The organism is Streptomyces sp. MH60 (genome assembly GCF_002939385.1).
Taxonomy (GTDB): domain Bacteria; phylum Actinomycetota; class Actinomycetes; order Streptomycetales; family Streptomycetaceae; genus Streptomyces.
In genome coordinates this window covers 26,450-45,428 of sequence record NZ_MULI01000061.1, presented here as the reverse complement: position 1 = coordinate 45,428, position 18,979 = coordinate 26,450, and the positions used below count along the sequence as shown (strand labels likewise).

The 18,979-nt window shown below is 71.8% G+C and carries 15 protein-coding genes and 1 pseudogene; 8 read left to right on the top strand and 8 right to left on the bottom strand.

Annotation, left to right across the window (positions count from 1 at the left end):
• Positions 1-727, bottom strand: a 727-nt coding sequence (locus BZZ08_RS28720; protein ID WP_104635124.1) for a hypothetical protein, incomplete at its 3' end; no start/stop codon positions are given.
• A gap of 64 nt (positions 728-791) precedes the next feature.
• Positions 792-2,051, bottom strand: a complete 1,260-nt coding sequence (locus BZZ08_RS28715) for a PP2C family protein-serine/threonine phosphatase (protein ID WP_104635123.1) — start codon at positions 2,049-2,051, stop codon at positions 792-794.
• A gap of 77 nt (positions 2,052-2,128) precedes the next feature.
• Between BZZ08_RS28715 and BZZ08_RS28710 the strand changes: the two genes are divergently transcribed.
• Both BZZ08_RS28710 and BZZ08_RS28705 read left to right on the top strand, forming a co-directional pair.
• Positions 2,129-2,629: a hypothetical protein gene (locus tag BZZ08_RS28710; protein ID WP_104635122.1), complete on the top strand. Its 501-nt coding sequence runs from the start codon at positions 2,129-2,131 to the stop codon at positions 2,627-2,629.
• Positions 2,630-2,701: 72 nt separating this feature from the next.
• Positions 2,702-3,622, top strand: a complete 921-nt coding sequence (locus BZZ08_RS28705) for a hypothetical protein (RefSeq protein WP_104635121.1) — start codon at positions 2,702-2,704, stop codon at positions 3,620-3,622.
• A 70-nt stretch (positions 3,623-3,692) separates the two neighbouring features.
• Here the strand turns inward: BZZ08_RS28705 and BZZ08_RS28700 are convergent, their stop codons facing one another.
• Entirely contained in the window at positions 3,693-5,771 is a 2,079-nt protein-coding gene (locus tag BZZ08_RS28700) for a PhoX family protein (protein WP_104635120.1), read from the bottom strand.
• Between the two features lie 263 nt (positions 5,772-6,034).
• Between BZZ08_RS28700 and BZZ08_RS28695 the strand changes: the two genes are divergently transcribed.
• From BZZ08_RS28695 to BZZ08_RS28685, 3 genes are all read left to right on the top strand, one after another.
• The gene (locus BZZ08_RS28695; protein ID WP_104635119.1) at positions 6,035-7,399 is read left to right on the top strand and encodes a VWA domain-containing protein; all 1,365 of its coding nucleotides are present in this window, start codon (positions 6,035-6,037) and stop codon (positions 7,397-7,399) included.
• Positions 7,400-7,514: 115 nt separating this feature from the next.
• Positions 7,515-9,131, top strand: coding sequence for a methionine--tRNA ligase (gene metG / locus BZZ08_RS28690; RefSeq protein WP_104635118.1), 1,617 nt, complete (start codon positions 7,515-7,517; stop codon positions 9,129-9,131).
• A 102-nt stretch (positions 9,132-9,233) separates the two neighbouring features.
• Positions 9,234-9,599 (top strand): PH domain-containing protein, encoded by a 366-nt coding sequence (locus BZZ08_RS28685; protein WP_052836613.1) that lies wholly within the window; start codon positions 9,234-9,236, stop codon positions 9,597-9,599.
• 15 nt (positions 9,600-9,614) lie between these two features.
• On the opposite strand, the gene BZZ08_RS28680 is transcribed toward BZZ08_RS28685, so the two are convergent.
• Entirely contained in the window at positions 9,615-9,827 is a 213-nt protein-coding gene (locus tag BZZ08_RS28680; protein ID WP_104635117.1) for a DUF397 domain-containing protein, read from the bottom strand.
• Positions 9,824-10,682 (bottom strand): annotated as a pseudogene (locus BZZ08_RS28675) (helix-turn-helix domain-containing protein). The gene BZZ08_RS28680 and the pseudogene BZZ08_RS28675 overlap by 4 nt, the downstream one beginning before the upstream one ends.
• Positions 10,683-11,039: 357 nt before the next feature.
• Between BZZ08_RS28675 and BZZ08_RS28670 the strand changes: the two are divergent.
• Both BZZ08_RS28670 and BZZ08_RS28665 read left to right on the top strand, forming a co-directional pair.
• A complete protein-coding gene (locus tag BZZ08_RS28670; protein ID WP_104635116.1) occupies positions 11,040-11,933 on the top strand; it encodes a helix-turn-helix domain-containing protein in 894 nt (297 codons plus the stop codon).
• A gap of 58 nt (positions 11,934-11,991) precedes the next feature.
• Positions 11,992-12,603, top strand: a complete 612-nt coding sequence (locus BZZ08_RS28665) for a Uma2 family endonuclease (RefSeq protein WP_104635115.1) — start codon at positions 11,992-11,994, stop codon at positions 12,601-12,603.
• A 66-nt stretch (positions 12,604-12,669) separates the two neighbouring features.
• On the opposite strand, the gene aspS is transcribed toward BZZ08_RS28665, so the two are convergent.
• A complete protein-coding gene (gene aspS, locus BZZ08_RS28660) occupies positions 12,670-14,433 on the bottom strand; it encodes an aspartate--tRNA ligase (RefSeq protein ID WP_104635114.1) in 1,764 nt (587 codons plus the stop codon).
• Positions 14,434-14,638: 205 nt separating this feature from the next.
• Between aspS and BZZ08_RS28655 the strand changes: the two genes are divergently transcribed.
• Positions 14,639-16,816, top strand: coding sequence for a SpoIIE family protein phosphatase (locus BZZ08_RS28655; protein WP_104635113.1), 2,178 nt, complete (start codon positions 14,639-14,641; stop codon positions 16,814-16,816).
• Here BZZ08_RS28655 and BZZ08_RS28650 read toward each other — a convergent pair.
• Together BZZ08_RS28650 and BZZ08_RS28645 are read right to left on the bottom strand one after the other, a co-directional pair.
• Positions 16,735-17,832, bottom strand: coding sequence for an AI-2E family transporter (locus tag BZZ08_RS28650; protein ID WP_104635112.1), 1,098 nt, complete (start codon positions 17,830-17,832; stop codon positions 16,735-16,737). The two genes, BZZ08_RS28655 and BZZ08_RS28650, sit on opposite strands and share 82 nt — an antisense overlap.
• Positions 17,833-17,897: 65 nt before the next feature.
• Complete coding sequence (locus BZZ08_RS28645) at positions 17,898-18,875, bottom strand: pirin family protein (RefSeq protein ID WP_104635111.1); 978 nt, start codon at positions 18,873-18,875, stop codon at positions 17,898-17,900.
• Positions 18,876-18,979 lie beyond the last annotated feature (104 nt).

Genomic DNA, 18,979 nt, shown 5'->3' with positions numbered 1-18,979 from the left:
GCTCGTGCCGGGCGGCGAGCGCGTCGGCGTCACCGTGCCGCCCGGACCGCACGGCCGTGGCGATGACGGCGTGCGGATCGCCCGCCACCGGTCCCGGCGCCGTCAGCACCAGGTCCGCACCGCTGCCCGCGGTGTCGGCCGCGGCCCGGACCAGCGCCTGCTGGTGCAGCTCGTCCGGCGGCGGCCGGTGCCCGCTGCGCAGGATCGTCGCGACGCCCCGCATGTACGACGGGACGGCCACCGTCCGCCGTGCCGGCGGCGGCGCGATGCGCCCGTAAACGGCGTTGTTGCGCCCGGAGTCCAGCGGACTGGTCCGCAGCCACTGCCAGGTCTCCTGGTCGGCGTGCAGGTCGAGCAGCAGCGTCGTCGCGCCGCTCGGCCGCAGCCGCAGCTCCTCGCGGATCCAGTGCCAGGGCAGTGCCGTGTAGCGGACGGTGGACGGCGTCGTGCGGGCCAGCGCCAGGTGCGGCAGGCGCTGGCGCCGGTCCAGCTGGAGCTGCCCGGCGACGTAGACCGTGAGCGGTCCGGGGGCCGCCGCCGCGGCCCGCAGCCGGGTGAGGACCGCCTGCGGCTCCAGCGGGTCGGCGAGTTCCACGACGTTCGCCGTGTCCGTGCCGGAGAGCACGGCGGGCGGCACCGCCGCGAGCACGGGAAGCACGGAGGCGGCGTCCACCAGGCACCCACGGCCCACGGGCGACGCCGCGAGCAGCAGCACGGTTCCGGGCATGTCCCCTCCCCCTGTCGATCACGTACGGCAGCACCGTAACCGCTGCGGCTGCAAAGCGGGGCACTCAGCCGTCGGCGGCCGGATCCGGACCGGCCGGTGTCCGCCGTACCGCGAAGACCGTGGTGTCGTCGGCCACCCGGCCCCGGCAGTGCCGCAGCGTGCCGTCCCGTACCAGGGACACCAGCCGTGCGGGCACGGCGCTGCGCGGGTCGACGGCGAGGGCGAGGGCGATGTCGTCGGCCGGCCGGTAGAAGACCCCGGCCGGGTCGCGGGCCTCGGTCACCCCGTCGGTGACCAGCAGCAGCGTCTCGTCCGGGGCCAGGCGCAGCCGGTGCACCGGCGGCGTCCCGGACCGGCCGGTGGGCGCCAGTTCGGCCATGCCCAGCGGCAGCCCGCCCACGACCGGCAGCACGCGCACCCCGCGGGGACCGACCGCCATCGGGGGCTCGTGGCCGAAGACGACGGCCTCCACGACGTCCGGCAGACCCGGCGAGAAACCGATCAGCACGGCGGTGGCGAACCGGTCGCCGTCGGCCCGGCCCAGGGCGGCGGTGTGCCCGCGGTGACGCACCATGCGGATCTCCAGGCGCTCGGCGACCGTCCCGAGGTCCGCCTCGTGGTAGGCGGCCTCACGGAAGGTGCCGAGCAGCGCGGCGGCCGTCTCCACCGCGCCGAGACCCTTGCCCTGCACGTCGCCGACGAGGACCCGGGTGCCGTGCGGACCCGGCTGGATGTCGTAGAAGTCACCGCCGACGCGGGCCTCGCTGTCCGCGGAGAGGTACACGGCGGCGTGGTCGAGGCCGCCGAAGCCCACCGGGAGCGGACGCAGCACGGTGCGGCGGGTGGTGTCGGCGATGTCCCGCATGTGCAGCATGCGCCGCTCCCCGCCGACCCGGAACCCGGCGGCCACCACGGCGATGACACCGCCGAGGACGACCAGGACCAGACCGGGCAGCCCGGTCTGGTCACGGTGCTGCCAGACGGTGTCGGCGCAGACGTAGACGCCGATCGCGAGCAGGGCGAGGACGGCCGTGCCCCGCACCCCGCAGATCGCGGCGGCGACGCCCGGCACCAGCACGGTCCAGGAGATGATCTCGAAGGCGCCCGTGGTGATGTCACCCACGGTGATGCCGATGAGCAGCAGCAGCGGGAACACCCAGGCCACCGTGCGGCCGCGCACACTGAGCAGCTCGTGCCGGGACACGGCGTCGGCCCGGCCGGCGGCGTGCACGAGCCGCCCGAGCGGCCGCCACCGGGCGCGCACCGGCCTGCGGACACGACCCCTCACGGGCCCCAGCGAAACACGCGCCCGACCGGCCCGCATCCCGACTTGCCGGCCGGCGGACCCAGGTGTGCCCTGGTAGACGGGGACAGAGGGGGCGAGGCGAGAGGAGTGCTCTCATGGCTCACGCGGTACCCACACGCGGAACACCCACCGGCACCCGCACCGGCGGCCCGGGCACGGGCGCGTCCGGGCACACGACGCCCGACGTCCTCGGCGAGCGGACCCACCTGCTGGCGAAGTGGGCGATGCCCCTCGCGATCGGCCTGGTCTACGGCTACTGGGCCGCGTCCATCCGCCGCCACGGCGGCCCCGTCACCGGCTGGAACCTGCTGTTCGGCTTCATGACCGTGCTCGCGTTCGCCCTCCTGTGGTACGTGGTCCGCGCAGTGGCCGACCGGCTGCCGCGCGAGGGCCACGCGGTGCTGTGGGGGGCGTTCGCGGGCAGCGCACTGGGATTCCTGTACTCGGGCAGCGGCGTCGCCATGTTCACCTGCGTCCTGGTGTCCCTGCTGCTCGCGGCCGCGGTGACCGCCGGGCTCTACTACCGCTACGCCACCCACCAGGACGCCGAGGACGCGCGGGCGGCCAGACACGGCACCCTCAGCCGCACCACCTGACCGGATCGTCCCCGGGGGCCATATGCAGTCACGCCGGTCGCCCGGCGGGGGCACGGGGGTTTGCCTGGGAGGGTGACCCCCCGCCTCCGGGACGCCCTGTCGGGCGTCCTGATCGTCCTCGCCGGCCTGCTCGCACCGTGCGCCACGCTGGCGGCCTGGGCCATGCACGGGCCGGCCGACACGGGCCGGTACGTCGCGGCCATGGCCCCGCTCGCCGACGACCCGGACGTACGGGACGCGGCCGCCGACCGGCTGGGCGCCGGCTTCGCGGGCTTCGTCGACGAGGCCACGGCCGGCCCCGTGAGCGGCACCGTGCGACTCTTCGTGCGGGACGCGGCCCGGTCGTTCACCCGCACCGAGGCCTTCCACGAGGGCTGGGACGCGGCCAACCGCACCGTCCACGCCGCCGTGCTGCGCGCCCTGCGCGACGACGGCGCCGCCGGACGCGCGGTCACCGTCGACCTGGCCCCGGTCACCGAACGCGTGCGGGACCGGCTCGCCGAGGACCACGTGCCCTTCGCCCGGCGCATCCCGGTCCGGCACACCGCGGTCACCGTGCTCCCGGCCCACGAGGCGGACCGGCTCAGGAAGGGCTACCGCGTGCTCGACGTCGCCGCCTTCTGGCTGCCGCTGGCGGCCGTCGTCTTCGCGGTCGCCGGCATCGCGGTCGCCGCCTGCCGCCGCCGCGCCGTCACGGCCGCCGGGATCGGCACCGCCCTCGGCGGCGCCCTGCTCGCCCTCGCCGTACTGGTCGGCCGCCGGCTCACCGTGGCGGAACTCCCCGGCCCGGTGGACGGCCCCGCCGCGGGCGCCGTCTACGACGCCCTCACCCAGACCCTGCGCACCGCCTCCTGGCTCCTCGTCGCCCTCGGCCTCACGGTCGCCCTGGCCTCCTGGCTCACGGGCCGCTACGGGCGCCCGCCGCGCCACCGGCCCCCCGCGGAGCCCCCCGGCGAGCCCGCCCCGCCCCGGCCCACCCGCACCCGGCTCTGAAACCGCTTGGCGCATCGTGGGCCGCATCGAGGTCGTCCGGGAGTTCCAGGCGCAGACGTAGCGCGGACGCTCAGACGCCGATGTCGCGGCCGTCCGCGCGCCACACCGCCACGACCGCCGGGCGCACGATCTTCCCGGGCCCGTCGGGCCAGGTGCTGGCCGGCTGCTCGACGGAGGCGCCGTCGACCTCGCCCGGGTGCTGCACGGCGACCAGCACCCGCCGGTCCTGGACGAGCGGACCGCAGGTCTCCGCGCCGGTCGGCACGGTCAGGAACTGCTTCAGCTCACCGCGCCGGTCACCCTTGGTCGCCACGCCGAAGAGCCCGTCGTGGGTGCCGAGGGCGTTGCCGTCGGTGGAGATCCACAGGTTGCCGTGGTCGTCGAAGGCGACGTTGTCGGGGCAGGAGATCGCGCTGACCCGGTCCTTCGGGAAACCCGCGAAGTAGGTCGCCGGGTCCTCCGGGTCACCGGCGACCAGGAACAGCGACCACCCGAAGCTGGTGGCGTCGGCCCGGTTCCAGCGCTCGGTCAGCTCCAGGACGTGGCCGTGCTTGTTGGAGTTGCGCGGGTTGGCCTCGTCGGGGCCCGCGTAACCGGCCTTGCCCCGGTTGGTGTTGTTGGTGAGGGCGACGTACACCTTGCCGGTGGTCGGCGACGGCTCGATGTCCTCGGGCCGGTCCATCTTCGTGGCCCCGACCTTGTCCCCGGCGAGCCGCGTGAAGACGCACACCTCCTCGGCGCTCATCCCCTCGACGTGCGAGACGGCACCGCGCTCCGTGGCGGTCACCAGCGGAATCCACTCGCCACCGCCGTCGAACTCGCCGTCGCGCGGCAGCGTGCCCGTCCCGTCGATCTCGATCGCCGGGGAGTCACCATGGAGCCTGGCGACGTACAGGGTGCCCTCGTCGAGCAGCGAGAGGTTGTGCTCGCGCGCCCAGCGGGAGGTGCCGTGCCGCATCCGCTTGCTGCCGACGAACTTGTAGAAGTAGTCGAACCGCTCGTCGTCGCCGGTGTAGACGACCGGCCGCCCGTCGTGCGTCAGCCGCACGGTCGCGGCCTCGTGCTTGAACCGGCCGAGCAGCGTGTGCTTGCGCGGCGTGGACTCCGGGTCGTACGGGTCGAGTTCGACGACGTACCCGAAGCGGTGCACCTCGTTCGGCTCCCGGGCCACGTCGAACCGCTTGTCGAACCGCTCCCACTTCCGCTCGGTGGCACCGGTCCCGATCCCGTACCGCTTGTCGGTGGCGCTGGAGGCGTTGGCGAAGTACTGGTTGAAGTTCTCCTCGCCGTGCAGCGTCGTGCCCCACGGGGTGGTGCCGCCGGAGCAGTTGTTGAGGGTGCCGAGCACCTTGCGGCCGGAGCGGTCGGCGGAGGTCTTCACCAGGTCGGACCCGGCGGCCGGGCCGGTCAGCCGGAACTCGGTGGTCGCGGTGACCCGACGGTTGAGCCGATGCCGCGACACGGCCGTGAGCCGCCCGCTCCTCCTTTCCTCCTCCACGGCGACGACGGACAGCCCGTGCGCGGCCCAGGCGATCTCGACCTGCTCGCGGGTCGGGTTCTCGGGGTCGTAGCCGCGGAACATGAGCACCTCGTCGGTGTACTCGTGGTTCGCGACGAGGAGCTGGCGGTCGTGCTCGCCCCGCAGCGGCAGCAGCGCGAGGAAGTCGTTGTTGTACCCGAACTGCCCGGCCTGCGCCGCGGCCGTCTGCTTCTCGGCGTCGAAGGCGGGCGCCCCGCGCAGAATGGGTTCACCCCAACGGATGACGACGTCCTGCCGGTACCCCTCCGGTACGGTCACGGCGTCGTCGGTGTTGGGCGCGACGGGCGTGAACCGCAGCCCCCGCGCGCCCTGCGTCCGCGACGGCTTACCGTGTCCCTTTCCGGCCGCGGGCGCGGCCTGCGCCGACGGTGCCCCCGCCACGCCGACGGCCCCGGCGCCCGCCGCGGCGACGGTCACGACGGCGGCGGCGCGCATCATGGAACGGCGGCTGAGCGCACCGGCGATGACATCGCCGACGTACTCGTTGGAGCTGGTGTTCGGCACCTCGTGGAAGCAGGCGTCACCACACCGGAAACGGCAGGTCATCGCGGACCGGCCGCCAGGATGCGAACCGGACGGCGTCCCGATCAACGGCAGGAGTTTGCGCACTGTGTTCTCCCCTTGAGAATCCCTGTATGCCCTGGTGTCAGCGCGACCGTAGGTGCACATACGTGCGGGGACCGGGCGTCGCGGTGAACGGAGGGTGAACCCGCGGAATCCGTGAGGGAATTGCGGCTGCGTCTCGATCCCGCCTTGACGCGTCGCCGCCCGCATGTCAGACCCTGCACAAGATCACAAGCCGGGACCGCTAACCTTACGTGTCCGTCCTGGCCAGGGATTGACGGCACCAACTCACTCGAAGGGTTGCGCACATGGGCATTCTCACTCTCCTGCGGAACGCGTTCGGCCGGTCACGCAAAGAACAGGCCGCCCAGGCGGAGGGTGCGACGCAGGAGACGGCACCGCCGGTCACCGAGCCGGAGCCGAAGCTCCCGTCCCAGCCCACCGCACCCCCGGAGCCGGCCGGGACCCCGGACCAGCCGGAGTCCTCCCAGATCCCCGAGCCCCGCTCGGAACCCACCCCCGACGAGCACGACCTCGTCAAGGCCGCCTTCGCCAACATCACGGTCCCCAAGCCAACGGACCCTCCCTCGGACACCCCTCCGACCCCGGAACCGAAGCCGACCCCGGAAGTAACGACGCCCCCCAAGCCCGAGGCAGCCCCCGAGCCGAAGACGGAGGCAGCCCCCGAGCAGGAGGCAAAGCCCGAGGCAGAGGCGGAGGCGGAGCCCGAGCAGGAGGCGGAGCCCGCCCCCGAGCCGAAGGCGAAGCCCGAGGCAGAGGCAGAGGCGGAGCCTGAGCAGGAGGCGAAGCCCGAGGCGGCTCCCGAGATCGAGGCTGCTCCGGAGCCGGAACCTGAGCAGCAGGCCGAGGCGGAGCCGAAGGCCACCCCGGAACCGGCAGCCGCCGACGGCGAGGACGCCCCACAGGGGCCACCCGCACCCGACAACGAGACCAGCACGGGTGGTGCGGGTGGGAACACGGACGCCGAAGGCGAAGCCGAGGCGACAAAGCCGGCCACAACCCCCGCAACGCTCCGCTCCCGCGCCCCCGCCCTCACCACCGCCTACAAGGCAGCCGGCACCGCCCTGAAGAAGCACCACCTCACCGGCACCCGCGCCAAGATCCACCTCGTCCTGGACCGCTCCGCCTCCATGCGCCCGTACTACAAGGACGGCTCCGCGCAGGCCCTCGCCGAGCAGACCCTCGCCCTCGCGGCACACCTCGACCCCGAGGCGACGGTCCACGTCACCTTCTTCTCCACAGAAGTGGACGGCACCGGCGACCTCACCCTCACCGACCACGAGGACAAGATCGACGAGCTGCACGCAGCGCTCGGCCGCATGGGCCGCACCAGCTACCACGCCGCCGTCGAGGCCGTCCTCGCCCACCACACCGAGAACGACGCCCCCGGCACCCCCGTCCTGGTGGTCTTCCAGACCGACGGCGCCCCCGACGCCAAGACCCCCGCCACCCAGGCGCTCACCAAGGCGGCCGCGGACCACCCGAACGTCCACTTCTCCTTCGTCGCCTTCGGTGACCCGGAGAACAAGGCGTTCGACTACCTCCGCAAGCTCAAGACGGGCAACGCGTCGCACTTCCTGGCCGGCGAGACCCCCAAGGAGCTGACCGACCAGGAGCTCTACGAGGGCGTACTGGCCACCTGGCGCCCGTAGCCGGGCACAGCGGCCGCACGCACGACCCCTCGGGGGGTGGACGAAGGGGAACCCCCGCGTCCACCCCCCGAAACGCGTGTGAGCCGATCTCCACGGGCCCAGTAGGATTTCGCCCATGGCGGCCACTGGAACCGAGAAGCAGGGGGCGAAGGCGTACTACGTCTCGACCCCCATCTACTACGTCAACGACGCTCCTCACCTGGGCCACGCCTATACGACCGTCGCAGGCGACGTGCTCACCCGCTGGCACCGCCAGCGCGGCGAGAAGGTGTGGTACCTCACCGGCACGGACGAGCACGGTCAGAAGATCATGCGCACGGCCGAGGCGAACGGGGTCACCCCGCAGGCCTGGGCCGACAAGCTCGTCACGGAGTCCTGGAAGCCCCTGTGGGAGCACCTCGACATCGCGAACGACGACTTCATCCGCACCACGCAGAAGCGGCACACCGACCGCGTCCAGGAGTTCGTGCAGGACCTGTACGACAAGGGCGAGATCTACAAGGGCGGCTACGAGGGCCCGTACTGCGTGGGCTGCGAGGAGTACAAGCTCCCCGGCGAGCTGCTCGACGGCGAGGGCGAGTACGCGGGGCAGAAGCTGTGCCCGATCCACAAGAAGCCGGTGGAGATCCTCAGCGAGGAGAACTACTTCTTCAAGCTCAGCGAGTACAGCGAGAAGCTGCTCGCGCACTACGAGGCCAACCCGGGCTTCATCCAGCCCGAGTCCGCGCGCAACGAGGTCGTGAATTTCGTCCGCCAGGGCCTCCAGGACCTCTCCATCTCGCGCTCGACCTTCGACTGGGGTGTGCCGGTCCCCTGGGACGACAAGCACGTCATCTACGTGTGGGTCGACGCCCTGCTGAACTACGCCACGGCGGTCGGCTACAACGAGAACCCCGAGAAGTTCGAGTCGACGTTCCCGGCCGACGTGCACCTGGTCGGCAAGGACATCCTCCGCTTCCACGCGATCATCTGGCCGGCCATGCTGATGGCCCAGGGCCTGCCCCTGCCCGGGAAGATCGCCGCGAACGGCTGGCTGATGGTCGGCGGCGAGAAGATGTCGAAGTCCAACCTGACCGGCATCAAGCCGCAGGACCTGACCACGCACTTCGGCGTGGACGCGTACCGCTGGTACTTCCTGCGCGCGATCGCGTTCGGCCAGGACGGCAGCTTCTCCTGGGAGGACTTCTCCGCCCGCTACACCAGCGAGCTGGCCAACGACTACGGCAACCTCGCCTCCCGCGTGGCGGCGATGGTCACCAAGTACTTCGGCGGCGAGCTGCCGGCCGCGACGGCCGACGGTGACGCGGAGAAGGCGATCCACGACGGTCTGACCAAGGCGGTCACGGAGGCCGACCGGAAGATCGGCGAGGAGCTGGACTTCCAGGGCGGCATCCTGGCGGTGTTCGACTTCGTCAAGCAGGTCAACGGCTACATCACCGAGCAGGAGCCCTGGAAGGTCGCGAAGGACGACAGCCCGGAGGGCAAGGCCCGTCTCGCGACGATCCTCTACACGGCCGCGGAGTCCCTCCGCGCGGTGGCGGTCCTCCTCAACCCGATCATGCCGGACACCTCCCAGAAGCTGTGGGACTTCCTCGGCGCCGAGCCCGCCCTGGGCGCCCTCGCGGACCAGCAGGTCCAGCACGCGGCGGACTGGGGCCGGCTGCCCGCCGGTGCCACGGTCACCAAGGGCGCGGTGCTCTTCCCGCGTCTCGAGGAGAAGCCGACCGCGTAACGCGCTCGCTACAGCGGGGGCCCGGGAGAGGCGGACGCTTCTCCCGGGCCCTCCGCGTTTGCGAAGATCGAAGGAAGAACCAGCTCACGTGGGGGGACATCCATGGCACTGTTCGGCAACGCGCACAGTATCGACCCGGGCCAGGCGCAGCAGGAGTACGCGCGTCTGCTCGGCCAGGGCGAGCAGGTGCACGCCGCCTACCTGCTGATACGCGACACCATCCTGTTCACCGACCGCCGTCTGATCCTGGTCGACAAGCAGGGCATCACGGGCAAGAAGACCGAGTACCACTCGATCCCGTACCGCAGCATCACGCACTTCGCGGTGGAGACGGCCGGCCACTTCGACCTGGACGCCGAGTTGAAGATCTGGCTGTCCGGCTCCCAGGCGCCCATCCAGAAGACCTTCACCAAGGGCGTCGACATCTACGAGGTCCAGGCCATCCTGACCCAGTTCGTGGCGCGCTAGGCGCGCACCCGGTCGTCAGCTCCCGGACGCGTACGCCACGAATCCCGCCCACGCCTCCGCCGCCAACGCGAGGCGTGGGCTCGCGTCCCGGTACTTGGAGTCGCGGACGTGGACAGTGCCGGGGCTGTTCGCCACCTCGACGCAGGAGTCGCCTTCGTTGCCGTCGCTGTAGCTGCTCTTGAACCAAGCCAGTTCGGAGGCATCCCCGGCGGAGGCCTTGCGGATCATGTTTCTCCCAGCAGTTGTTCGATGAAGGCCAGCGACTCCCCAGGCGGGAGGGCCTGCGCCCGGATGGCGCCATAGCGCAGCTCAAGGATGCGGAGATGCCTGGGGTCGTGGATCGGCCGCCCGTTGAATGCGCCATCGGAGCGTCCCACGGCCGTTCCGTCCTCGAACTTCAGCAGCTCGATCTTGCCGTCCAGTCCGGGGTGGGTCTCACGGTGCAGCGGCATCACTTGAAGGACGACGTTACGCATCCGCCCCACCTCCAACAGACGTTCGAGCTGCTGTCGCCACACCATTGTGCCTCCGAGAGGGCGTCGGAGCGGTGCCTCTTCCAGGACGAAGCCGATTGCAGCGGCAGGGTCCCGATCGAAGATCGACTGCCTGGCCATCCGAGCGGCGACCATCCGCTCGACTTCCCCATCCGAGTACGGAGGTTGCCGTGACTCGAAGGCTGCCCTGGCATGTTCAGGTGTCTGCAAGAGGCCACTGATGCTGTGGCACACGTAGACACCGATCTCGACCGCCCGCGCCTCCATCTGTGCCAGGTCCCGAACCTTCTTCGGATACCGGACCTTGGCCACGTCCTCCTTCATCGCGGCGAGCAGCCCACCCGCCCCCAGCCAGGTATTCGGGCCGGGGAATCCGCTTCCCGCCCTCGATCTTGTAGACGAGGTCCTCGCCGTATCCCACGGCCTGGCCGAACTCACCGGCCCGCATCCCCACGGCCTCCCGGCGCAGCTTCAGCTGCCGCCCCACCGTGGCGACCACCGCCACGCCCCACTCGTCGTCCGGGTCCACCTCCCACCCCGGCTCGTCAGCCTCGGTCCTGAGCTGTCGAACCTCACCGTCCACCGACATGCGCACCCCTCCGTCGTACCGCGTCGTACCAGCCACGCCCTACCCATGCGCACCGCCCGGACAGCCCGGACACCACCGGACAACCACCGCGACCCGACGGGACGGGTTCCGGTCGCACCTGCGCCCCCTATGAACCACTCACCGGAGAGAAAAACACCCCACCCAACCCCACCCCTCCCTCCCGGCAGGCAGGGTCACTCCCCCGAGTGAATATGCCCAAGTGGGTTGGATATGCGCCCGGTTGCGTGCCCTACGCTCAGCGCCAGCAGCACTCGACAACCCCAGACATGCGACGGCCCCCGCCGGGACTGGCATCCCAATGCGAGGGCCTGACCACCGAGGAAGTAGGGCTTCCCGATGGACACCGAAAACCCTAGCGCGCCCCTGCCCGCCCAGTCCCGCATCGCGCGCAAAAACCACCCCGACGGGCCCGAGGGAAGGCCGTTCGCCGGCGTCACCCACGACCACGTCCGCCACACCGAGAACTTCACGGTGATCGGCAACGACCTGGCCCAGCACCGGGAGCTGTCCCTGCTCGCGATCGGACTGGCCTGCTACATCCAGTCCGTCCGGCCGGGCACCGCCGTCGACATCAAGACGCTCGCCGCCCGCTTCCCGGAGGGCCCCACCCGCATCGCCGCCGCCCTGAACGATCTGGAATCGCATGGCTACCTGATCCGCAGCCGCGAGCGGACCGCCACCGGCCGGATCGTCACCCGCACGGTCTCCCGCAACCGGCCCGGTCACCGCACCACCGACCGAGAGAAGGGCCCCCGCAGGCCCTCCCGGCGGCGCACGGCCCCCGACGAGCCCGCGCCACGCAAGCGCCTCCCCGCCGTCCCCCAGCCGTCGTGCACCGCCCCCGCCCTGCTCCAGTCAGCCGTCGACGTCCTCACCGGCCTGCGCCGCCACGACCCCCGTCTGCTCCTGTCCGCCACCGACGCCGAACACCTCGCACCCGGCGTCGCCGCCTGGCTGGAGCGCGAGGTCACCCCCACCGCCGTACGCCACGCCCTGACCGCGAACCTGCCGGACGAACCCCTGATCCGCCCGGCCGCCCTCCTCGCCCACCGCCTGGCTGCCCAGCTCCCGCCTCCACCGCCGTTCCGGCCCGCGCCCTCACCCGCTCCCGAGTCCCGCCACCCCCTCCAGACCTGCGACGGCTGCGACCGTGCCTTCCGGAGTGCGAATCCCGGGCGCTGCCGCGACTGCCGAACCGATCACCGACACCCTCACCCGGAGGACGCCTAGCATGAACTCGACGATCCTTGCCCGAGCCCGTGGGCACACACGACGAGGAGCGAGCGCCATGACCATCGCACCCGACAACGCGCAGCAGGGCGCTTCCCACCTCTACCGGGCCATGCGCGACTTCGTGGAGTCCACGGACGGCACCCTCCCCGGCAAGTTCGAGATCACCAAAGAAGGAATCGTCCTCGACATGATGTCGCCCGTGCGGCCGCACGAACTCACCGCGCTCCGGCTCCGGAAACGCCTGGAGAGGGTCATGCCCGAGGAGATCGTGGCGCACACGGGCGGGCCGGATGTCGAGATGGTGCCGGAAGGCATCATGCGCCGCCCCGACATCATGGTGATCGCCGAGGCGGACATGGAGGGAGAAGGGGCCTTCGACCCTCGAACGCTCATCGCCGCCGTCGAGATCGTCTCCCGCTCCAACCCGGACAACGACTGGGTGACCAAGACGCGCGACTACCCCCTCATGGGCGTCCCTGTCTACGCGATCTTCGACCCGCGCACGGGCGAGGGCGCCGTCCTCACCGATATCCACACCACCCCCGACGGCCCCCGCTACGCCACCCGCAAGGACTTCGTCTACGGCGAGGACGTCACCATCGCCGACTGGACCGTCTCGACCCAGAACCTGCCGCTCTACCAGGAGGAAGGCCAGGGCCAGGTGTGACGACGGCGAAGGGCCCGGCACCGGAGAGCGATCCGGTGCCGGGCCCCTGTGCGTGCCGTCGGCGGACTACTTCGGCTGCGGCTTGCGGACCGTCAGGTGCAGCTCGCGCAGGCGGGTCTCGTCCAGCTCGGTCGGGGCGCCCATCATCAGGTCCTGGGCGTTGCCGTTGAGCGGGAAGGCGATGGTCTCGCGGATGTTGGGCTCGTCGGCCAGCAGCATGACGATGCGGTCGACGCCCGGGGCGATGCCACCGTGCGGCGGGGCGCCGAAGCGCAGGGCGCGCAGCATGCCGGCGAACTCGCGCTCGACGGTCTCCGCGTCGTAGCCCGCGATCTCGAAGGCCTTGAGCATGATCTCCGGCTCGTGGTTCCGGATGGCGCCGGAGGACAGCTCGACGCCGTTGCAGACGATGTCGTACTGCCAGGCCAGAACGTCCAGCGGGTCCTGGTTCTCCAGGGCGTCCATGCCGCCCTGCGGCATCGAGAAGGGGTTGTGGGAGAAGTCGATCTTCCCCGTCTCCTCGTCCTTCTCGTACATCGGGAAGTCGACGATCCAGCAGAACCGGAAGACGTTCTCCTCGAAGTGCCCGGCGCGCCGGGCGGCCTCGACCCGCACCGCGCCCATGATCTTCGAGACCTCGTCGAACTCGCCCGCGCCGAAGAACACCGCGTGGCCGGGGGCCAGGGAGAGCCGCTTGGTCAGCTCCGCGACGTTCTCCTCGGTGAGGAACTTCGCGATCGGGCCGGACAGCTTGCCGTCCTCGCCGACGCGGACCCAGGCCAGGCCCTTGGCGCCCTGCGAGACGGCGTAGTCGCCGAGCTGGTCGAAGAACTTGCGGGGCTGCGCCGAGACGTCCGGGACGGGCAGCGCACGCACGTGCTTGCCGGCGAAGGCCTTGAACTCCGAGCCCTCGAAGACGTCGGTGATGTCGACCAGCTCCAGCTGGGCGCGCAGGTCGGGCTTGTCGGAGCCGTACTTCAGCATCGCCTCGCGGAACGGGATCCGCGGGAACGGCGAGGTCACATGGCGGCCGTTGCCGAACTCCTCGAACAGCTCGGTCATGAGCTGCTCGATCGGGCGGAAGACGTCCTCCTGCTCGACGAAGCTCATCTCGACGTCGAGCTGGTAGAACTCGCCCGGCGAACGGTCGGCGCGGGCGTCCTCGTCACGGAAGCAGGGCGCGATCTGGAAGTACCGGTCGAAGCCCGAGATCATCAGCAGCTGCTTGAACTGCTGCGGCGCCTGCGGGAGGGCGTAGAAGCGGCCCGCGTGCAGGCGGGAGGGGACCACGAAGTCGCGGGCGCCCTCGGGGGAGGTGGCGGTGAGGATGGGCGTCGCCATCTCGTTGAAGCCCAGGGCCACCATCTTGCTGCGGATCGAGGAGATGACCGACGTACGCAGCATGATGTTGCGGTGCATGCGCTCGCGGCGCAGGTCCAGGAAGCGGTACTCCAGGCGCCGCTCCTCGTTGACCCCGTCCTCGGTGTTGATGGTGAAGGGCAGCGGCTGGGCGGCGCCGAGCAGCTCGACCTCGCCCACCTCGACCTCGACCTCGCCGGTGGGCAGGTCGGGGTTGATGTTCTCGGCGCCGCGGGAGACGACCCGGCCGTCGACCCGAACGGTCGATTCCTTGGTCAGCTTGTCCAGCGCCTCGTACGCCTCGGTGCCCGGACGGGCGACGAGCTGCGTGATGCCGTGGTGATCGCGCAGATCGATGAAGAGGATGCCGCCCAGGTCGCGCCGATTGTGCAGCCAGCCACTCAGTCGGACGTCGGTGCCGACGTCAGAGGAGCGGAGCTCGCCGCAGGTGTGGGACCTGTACCGATGCATCGTCGTTCATCCAGCCTTCGCGGATCGGGGAAGTGTTTCGCGTTTCACGTGAAACAACCCCAGCGTACCGGGCAGCGACGCCTGCCTTCCTCCGCATTGACGCGCGACGAGCCCGCTCCCGACCCCCTCCCGGCCCCCTCCCGGCCCCCTCCGGCGCCCCGGCGAGCGGTGGCAGCGTCCGATCACCTCTTCTTAAAGTGGGGCAATGCGCACTGGTGAGCCCCTGCCCGAGGTGGGGGACGTCCTTGCCGCCCTCGCGACCGGACTGTGGCACTGGGACACCGCCACGGGTGAGGTCGCGGTGGACGCGGAGGCCGCCCGCCTGCTCGGGCTGCCCGCGGAACGGGCATGCCTCACGGAGGCGCAGGTGAGGGCCCGGCTGCACCCGGTGGACTGGAACGAGATCACCGGCGTGGTCCAGCTCGCCGTCGTGGAGGGCACCCTCGCCGAGGTCCGGATCCGGATCATGGACGAGCACGGCCAGGTCGTCCGGGTCGTACGCAGCCGCTCCAAGCCGTCCTTCGACCCCGTCCGCAAGGCGTACGACCTGATCGGCACCCTTCAGGAGGTCGCCGAACCGCGGCCGGGCACGCCCGCCGGGCGCAGCGCGGTCACCGGGGAGTGGCGCCGCTCGCGGGAGGCGTTCCTGCTGGACGCGGGACGGGCGCTGGCCGAGGCGCGGTCCACCGAGGAGGTGCTGCGGGTGGCGGCCGGGCTGTCGATGCCGGGCTTCTCCCCGGACGGCCTCGCGGTGTTCGGGGTCTCGGGCGACCGCCTCACCGTCATCGGCCACCACGGGCAGCCCGCGAACGAGGCCAACCCCTTCGTGGACATGTCCCTGGACACCGCCTACCCGGCGGCGGAGGTGGTGCGCACCGGCCGCGCGGTCTACCTCTCCTCCCCGCAGCAGTACCGGTCCCGCTACCCCATGACCTGGTCGCTCGCCGAGCGCTTCGGCCGCCGCTCCTGGGCCTATCTGCCGCTGACCGTGGCGGGCCGCACGATGGGCGCCTGGATGGCCGCCTTCGCCTATCCGGTCGCGTTCACGCCGGACGAGCGTTCCGTGCTGACCACGGTGGCCCGGATGCTGGCCCAGGCGCTGTCCCGGGCCGGTGCCGCGGAGAACCAGCGGGAGCTGACCGAGGGGCTGCAACGCTCGATGCTGCCCATGCTCGGCCCGGAGATCCCCGGCATGGACGTCGCCGCGCGCTACGTCCCCACCGGCGGCGGCCTCCAGGTCGGCGGCGACTGGTACGACATGATCCCGCTGCCCGGGGGCCGCTTCGCGCTGGTGATCGGCGACGTCCAGGGGCACGACGTGCGCGCGGCCGGACTGATGGGCCAGCTGCGCATCGCCCTGCGGGCCTACGCCTCCGAGGGGCACCGCCCCGACGCGGTGCTGGCCCGCGCCTCCCACTTCTTCCACGGCCTCGCCACCTCCGCGGACGACCCCGGCGACCTGCGCTTCGCGACCTGCTACTACGCCGAGGTCGACCCCGCCACCGGCACCCTGGAGAGCGCCCGCGCGGGTCATCTGGACCCGGTGGTGCGCATGGCGGACGGGACGGCACTGATCCTCGCCACGGCGGGCGGACTGCCGCTGGGCATCGACCCGGACTCCGACTACCCGACGACACGGCTCGCCCTGGAACCCGGGGACACCCTGATGCTGTGCACGGACGGCCTGGTCGAGACCGGCGGCCATGATCTGCAGAGCGGCTGGCACCGGCTGCGGGTGATCCTGGAGGAGCACACCGGCGGCCTGGAGGAGCTGGCCGACGCGCTGGTCCAGGCCGTGCACGGCCCCTCCTCGCACCACACCACCGGGCCGCTGGCCGACCGCCGGGAGGACGACATCGCACTGGTGCTGCTGTGCCGACAGGGCGAGGGCTGCGGCTGCGGCGAATCCACCGCGACCCGGGCGCCGGTGCGCCGCACGATGCTGTCGGTCGCCCAGTCCGAGCCCGCCCGGATCGCCACCGCCCGGGAGCACCTGCGCGACCTGCTGCACGACTGGCCGGTCGAGGAGCAGCGGGACGCGGCGGTCCTGCTGCTCTCCGAGATGCTGACGAACGTCCTGGTCCACACCGACACCGACGCGCTGCTCGTCGCCGAGGTCGCCGGGGAGCCGGGCGAGCGGCGGATCCGGGTGGAGGTCACCGACAACGGCGACGACCTGCCGCACAAGCGCAGGCCGGGGGAGATGGCGTCCTCCGGACGCGGCCTGATGCTGGTCGAACTGCTCGCGGACGCCTGGGGCGTCGCCCCGCGCGGCGAGGGCAAGAGCATCTGGTACGAGCTCTACGAGTCCCCCGACCCGGACGAGGGCTCCGGCCCCGCGGCGGGCCCGGAGAAGGCGGTGGTGGCGTCCGAGGCCCCGTAACGCCCCTGGAGCTCGTGCACGACCCCGAACGCCGCCGCGGTCAGGGGCACGGCGAGGAGCATCCCCAGGATGCCCGCCACCGACGCCCCGGCGGTGAGCGCCAGCAGCACGACGGCCGGGTGCATCTGCACCGTCCGGCTCTGGATCATCGGCTGGAGCACGTGTCCCTCCAGCACCTGCACGGCCAGCACCACGCCGAGGGCCCACAGCGCGATGACGAACCCCCGGTCGGCCAGCGCCACCAGCACGGCGACGGCACCGGAGATGAACGCGCCGAGGTAGGGGATGTAGGCGCCGACGAAGACCAGCGCCCCGAGCCCGACCGCGCCGGGAACGCGCAGCACGAGCAGCCCGACGGTGATGCAGACCGCGTCGATGAGGGCGATCAGGGTCGTGCCCCGCATGAAGCCCTCGACGGCCCCGAAGGCCCGCCGGGCCATGGCCTCGACCGTGTCGGCGGCGCCGGACGGGGCGAGGGCGCGCACGGTGCCGACGGCCTGGTCGGAGTCGCGCAGGAAGAAGAAGACGAGCAGCAGGGCGAGCACGGCCATGGCCAGCATCTCGCCGACGACGCTGATCCCGGTCACCACGCCCGAGGCGGCCGTACCGCCGAACTTGCCCAGCAGCTCGCGCGCGTTGGAGGCCACGTCGTCCAGCGAGGTCCCGGCGGCGCCGAAGTGGTCGGCGACGCCCTTGGCCGCGTTCCGCAGCGAGGCGACGATCTGGTCGCCGGTCTCGACGAGCGCGGAGACCACGATGTACACGGCCCCGCCGACCACGGCCAGCACGGCCACGCAGGTCAGCCCGGCGGCCAGCGACCGCTGCACATGGGCCCGCACCAGCCGCGCGTGCAGCGGCCGGAGCAGGGCGGTGCCGAGCAGCGCGAGCAGCGCCGGCGTCACCGCGGTGCGGAACTCGACGCAGAGCCGGATCGCGACGTAGCCGACACCGCTGGCGAGCAGGATGACGGCGCACCAGGCGGCGAACCGTCGAACCGGACCGGGGAGCAGCTGCACGCCTTCACCCGATCACGCGCCGGGCGGGCTGTCCTGTGCGGACGGCCCGCCCGGGTGACGCGCTGTCAGGCCCCGGGGCCCTCGCCGGACATGCCGTGCACGGCCGGGACGGTGCCGAGGCGGCCCTTCTGGAAGTCCTCGAAGGCCTGCATCAGCTCGTCCTTGGTGTTCATCACGAACGGGCCGTAGTGGGCCATCGGCTCCCGGATCGGCCGGCCGCCGAGCAGCACGACCTCCAGGTCGGGGGTGTGCGCGTCCTGCTTCTCGTCCGCGCGGACGGTCAGCGAGCCCCCGGCGCCGAAGACGGCGGTCTGCCCGAGGTGGACCGGACGCCGCTCGGCGCCCACGGACCCGCGCCCGGCCATGACGTACGCCAGACCGTTGAAGTCCTCCCGCCAGGGCAGGGTGACCTCGGCGCCCGGCGCCAGCGTCGCGTGGACCATCGTGATCGGCGTGTGCGTGACGCCGGGGCCCTCGTGCCCGTCCAGCTCACCGGCGATGACGCGCAGCAGCGCGCCGCCGTCGGGGGAGGTGAGCAGCTGGACGCTGCCGCTGCGGATGTCCTGGTAGCGGGGGGCCATCATCTTGTCCTTGGCCGGCAGGTTCACCCACAGCTGGAGTCCGTGGAAGAGACCGCCCGACATCACCAGCTGCTCCGGCGGCGCCTCGATGTGCAGCAGGCCCGAGCCGGCCGTCATCCACTGGGTGTCGCCGTTGGTGATGGTGCCGCCGCCACCGTTGGAGTCCTGGTGGTCGAAGATCCCGTCGACGATGTAGGTGACGGTCTCGAAGCCGCGGTGCGGGTGCCAGGGCGTGCCCTTGGGCTCGCCGGGCGCGTACTCCACCTCACCCATCTGGTCCATCATGATGAACGGGTCGAGATGGCGGTAGTTGATCCCGGCGAACGCGCGGCGCACCGGGAAGCCCTCGCCCTCGAAACCGCTGGGCGCGGTCGTGACGGTGAGCACGGGACGGGCGACCGCGTCGGCGGTCGCGGATACGCGGGGCAGCGTCAACGGGTTCTCGACGGTCACGGCGGGCATGTCGGCCTCCTCGGGCGGCGTGCGCCCCACTTTAGTTGAGCATTGAACTTCTTGTCACCTGGAACCACGAAAGCCCGGAGGGCATTCCCTCCGGGCTCACGGAC

Excerpts from the sequence above, each read along its gene's own strand:
- BZZ08_RS28670 (WP_104635116.1), top strand. The coding sequence starts at position 11,040 with ATGGACACCGAAAACCCTAGCGCGCCCCTGCCCGCCCAGTCCCGCATC.
- BZZ08_RS28685 (WP_052836613.1), top strand. The coding sequence starts at position 9,234 with ATGGCACTGTTCGGCAACGCGCACAGTATCGACCCGGGCCAGGCGCAG.
- BZZ08_RS28695 (WP_104635119.1), top strand. The coding sequence starts at position 6,035 with ATGGGCATTCTCACTCTCCTGCGGAACGCGTTCGGCCGGTCACGCAAA.
- BZZ08_RS28715 (WP_104635123.1), bottom strand. The coding sequence starts at position 2,051 with ATGCGGGCCGGTCGGGCGCGTGTTTCGCTGGGGCCCGTGAGGGGTCGT.
- BZZ08_RS28710 (WP_104635122.1), top strand. The coding sequence starts at position 2,129 with ATGGCTCACGCGGTACCCACACGCGGAACACCCACCGGCACCCGCACC.
- BZZ08_RS28645 (WP_104635111.1), bottom strand. The coding sequence starts at position 18,875 with ATGCCCGCCGTGACCGTCGAGAACCCGTTGACGCTGCCCCGCGTATCC.
- BZZ08_RS28665 (WP_104635115.1), top strand. The coding sequence starts at position 11,992 with ATGACCATCGCACCCGACAACGCGCAGCAGGGCGCTTCCCACCTCTAC.
- BZZ08_RS28680 (WP_104635117.1), bottom strand. The coding sequence starts at position 9,827 with ATGATCCGCAAGGCCTCCGCCGGGGATGCCTCCGAACTGGCTTGGTTC.
- BZZ08_RS28655 (WP_104635113.1), top strand. The coding sequence starts at position 14,639 with ATGCGCACTGGTGAGCCCCTGCCCGAGGTGGGGGACGTCCTTGCCGCC.
- aspS (WP_104635114.1), bottom strand. The coding sequence starts at position 14,433 with ATGCATCGGTACAGGTCCCACACCTGCGGCGAGCTCCGCTCCTCTGAC.
- metG (WP_104635118.1), top strand. The coding sequence starts at position 7,515 with ATGGCGGCCACTGGAACCGAGAAGCAGGGGGCGAAGGCGTACTACGTC.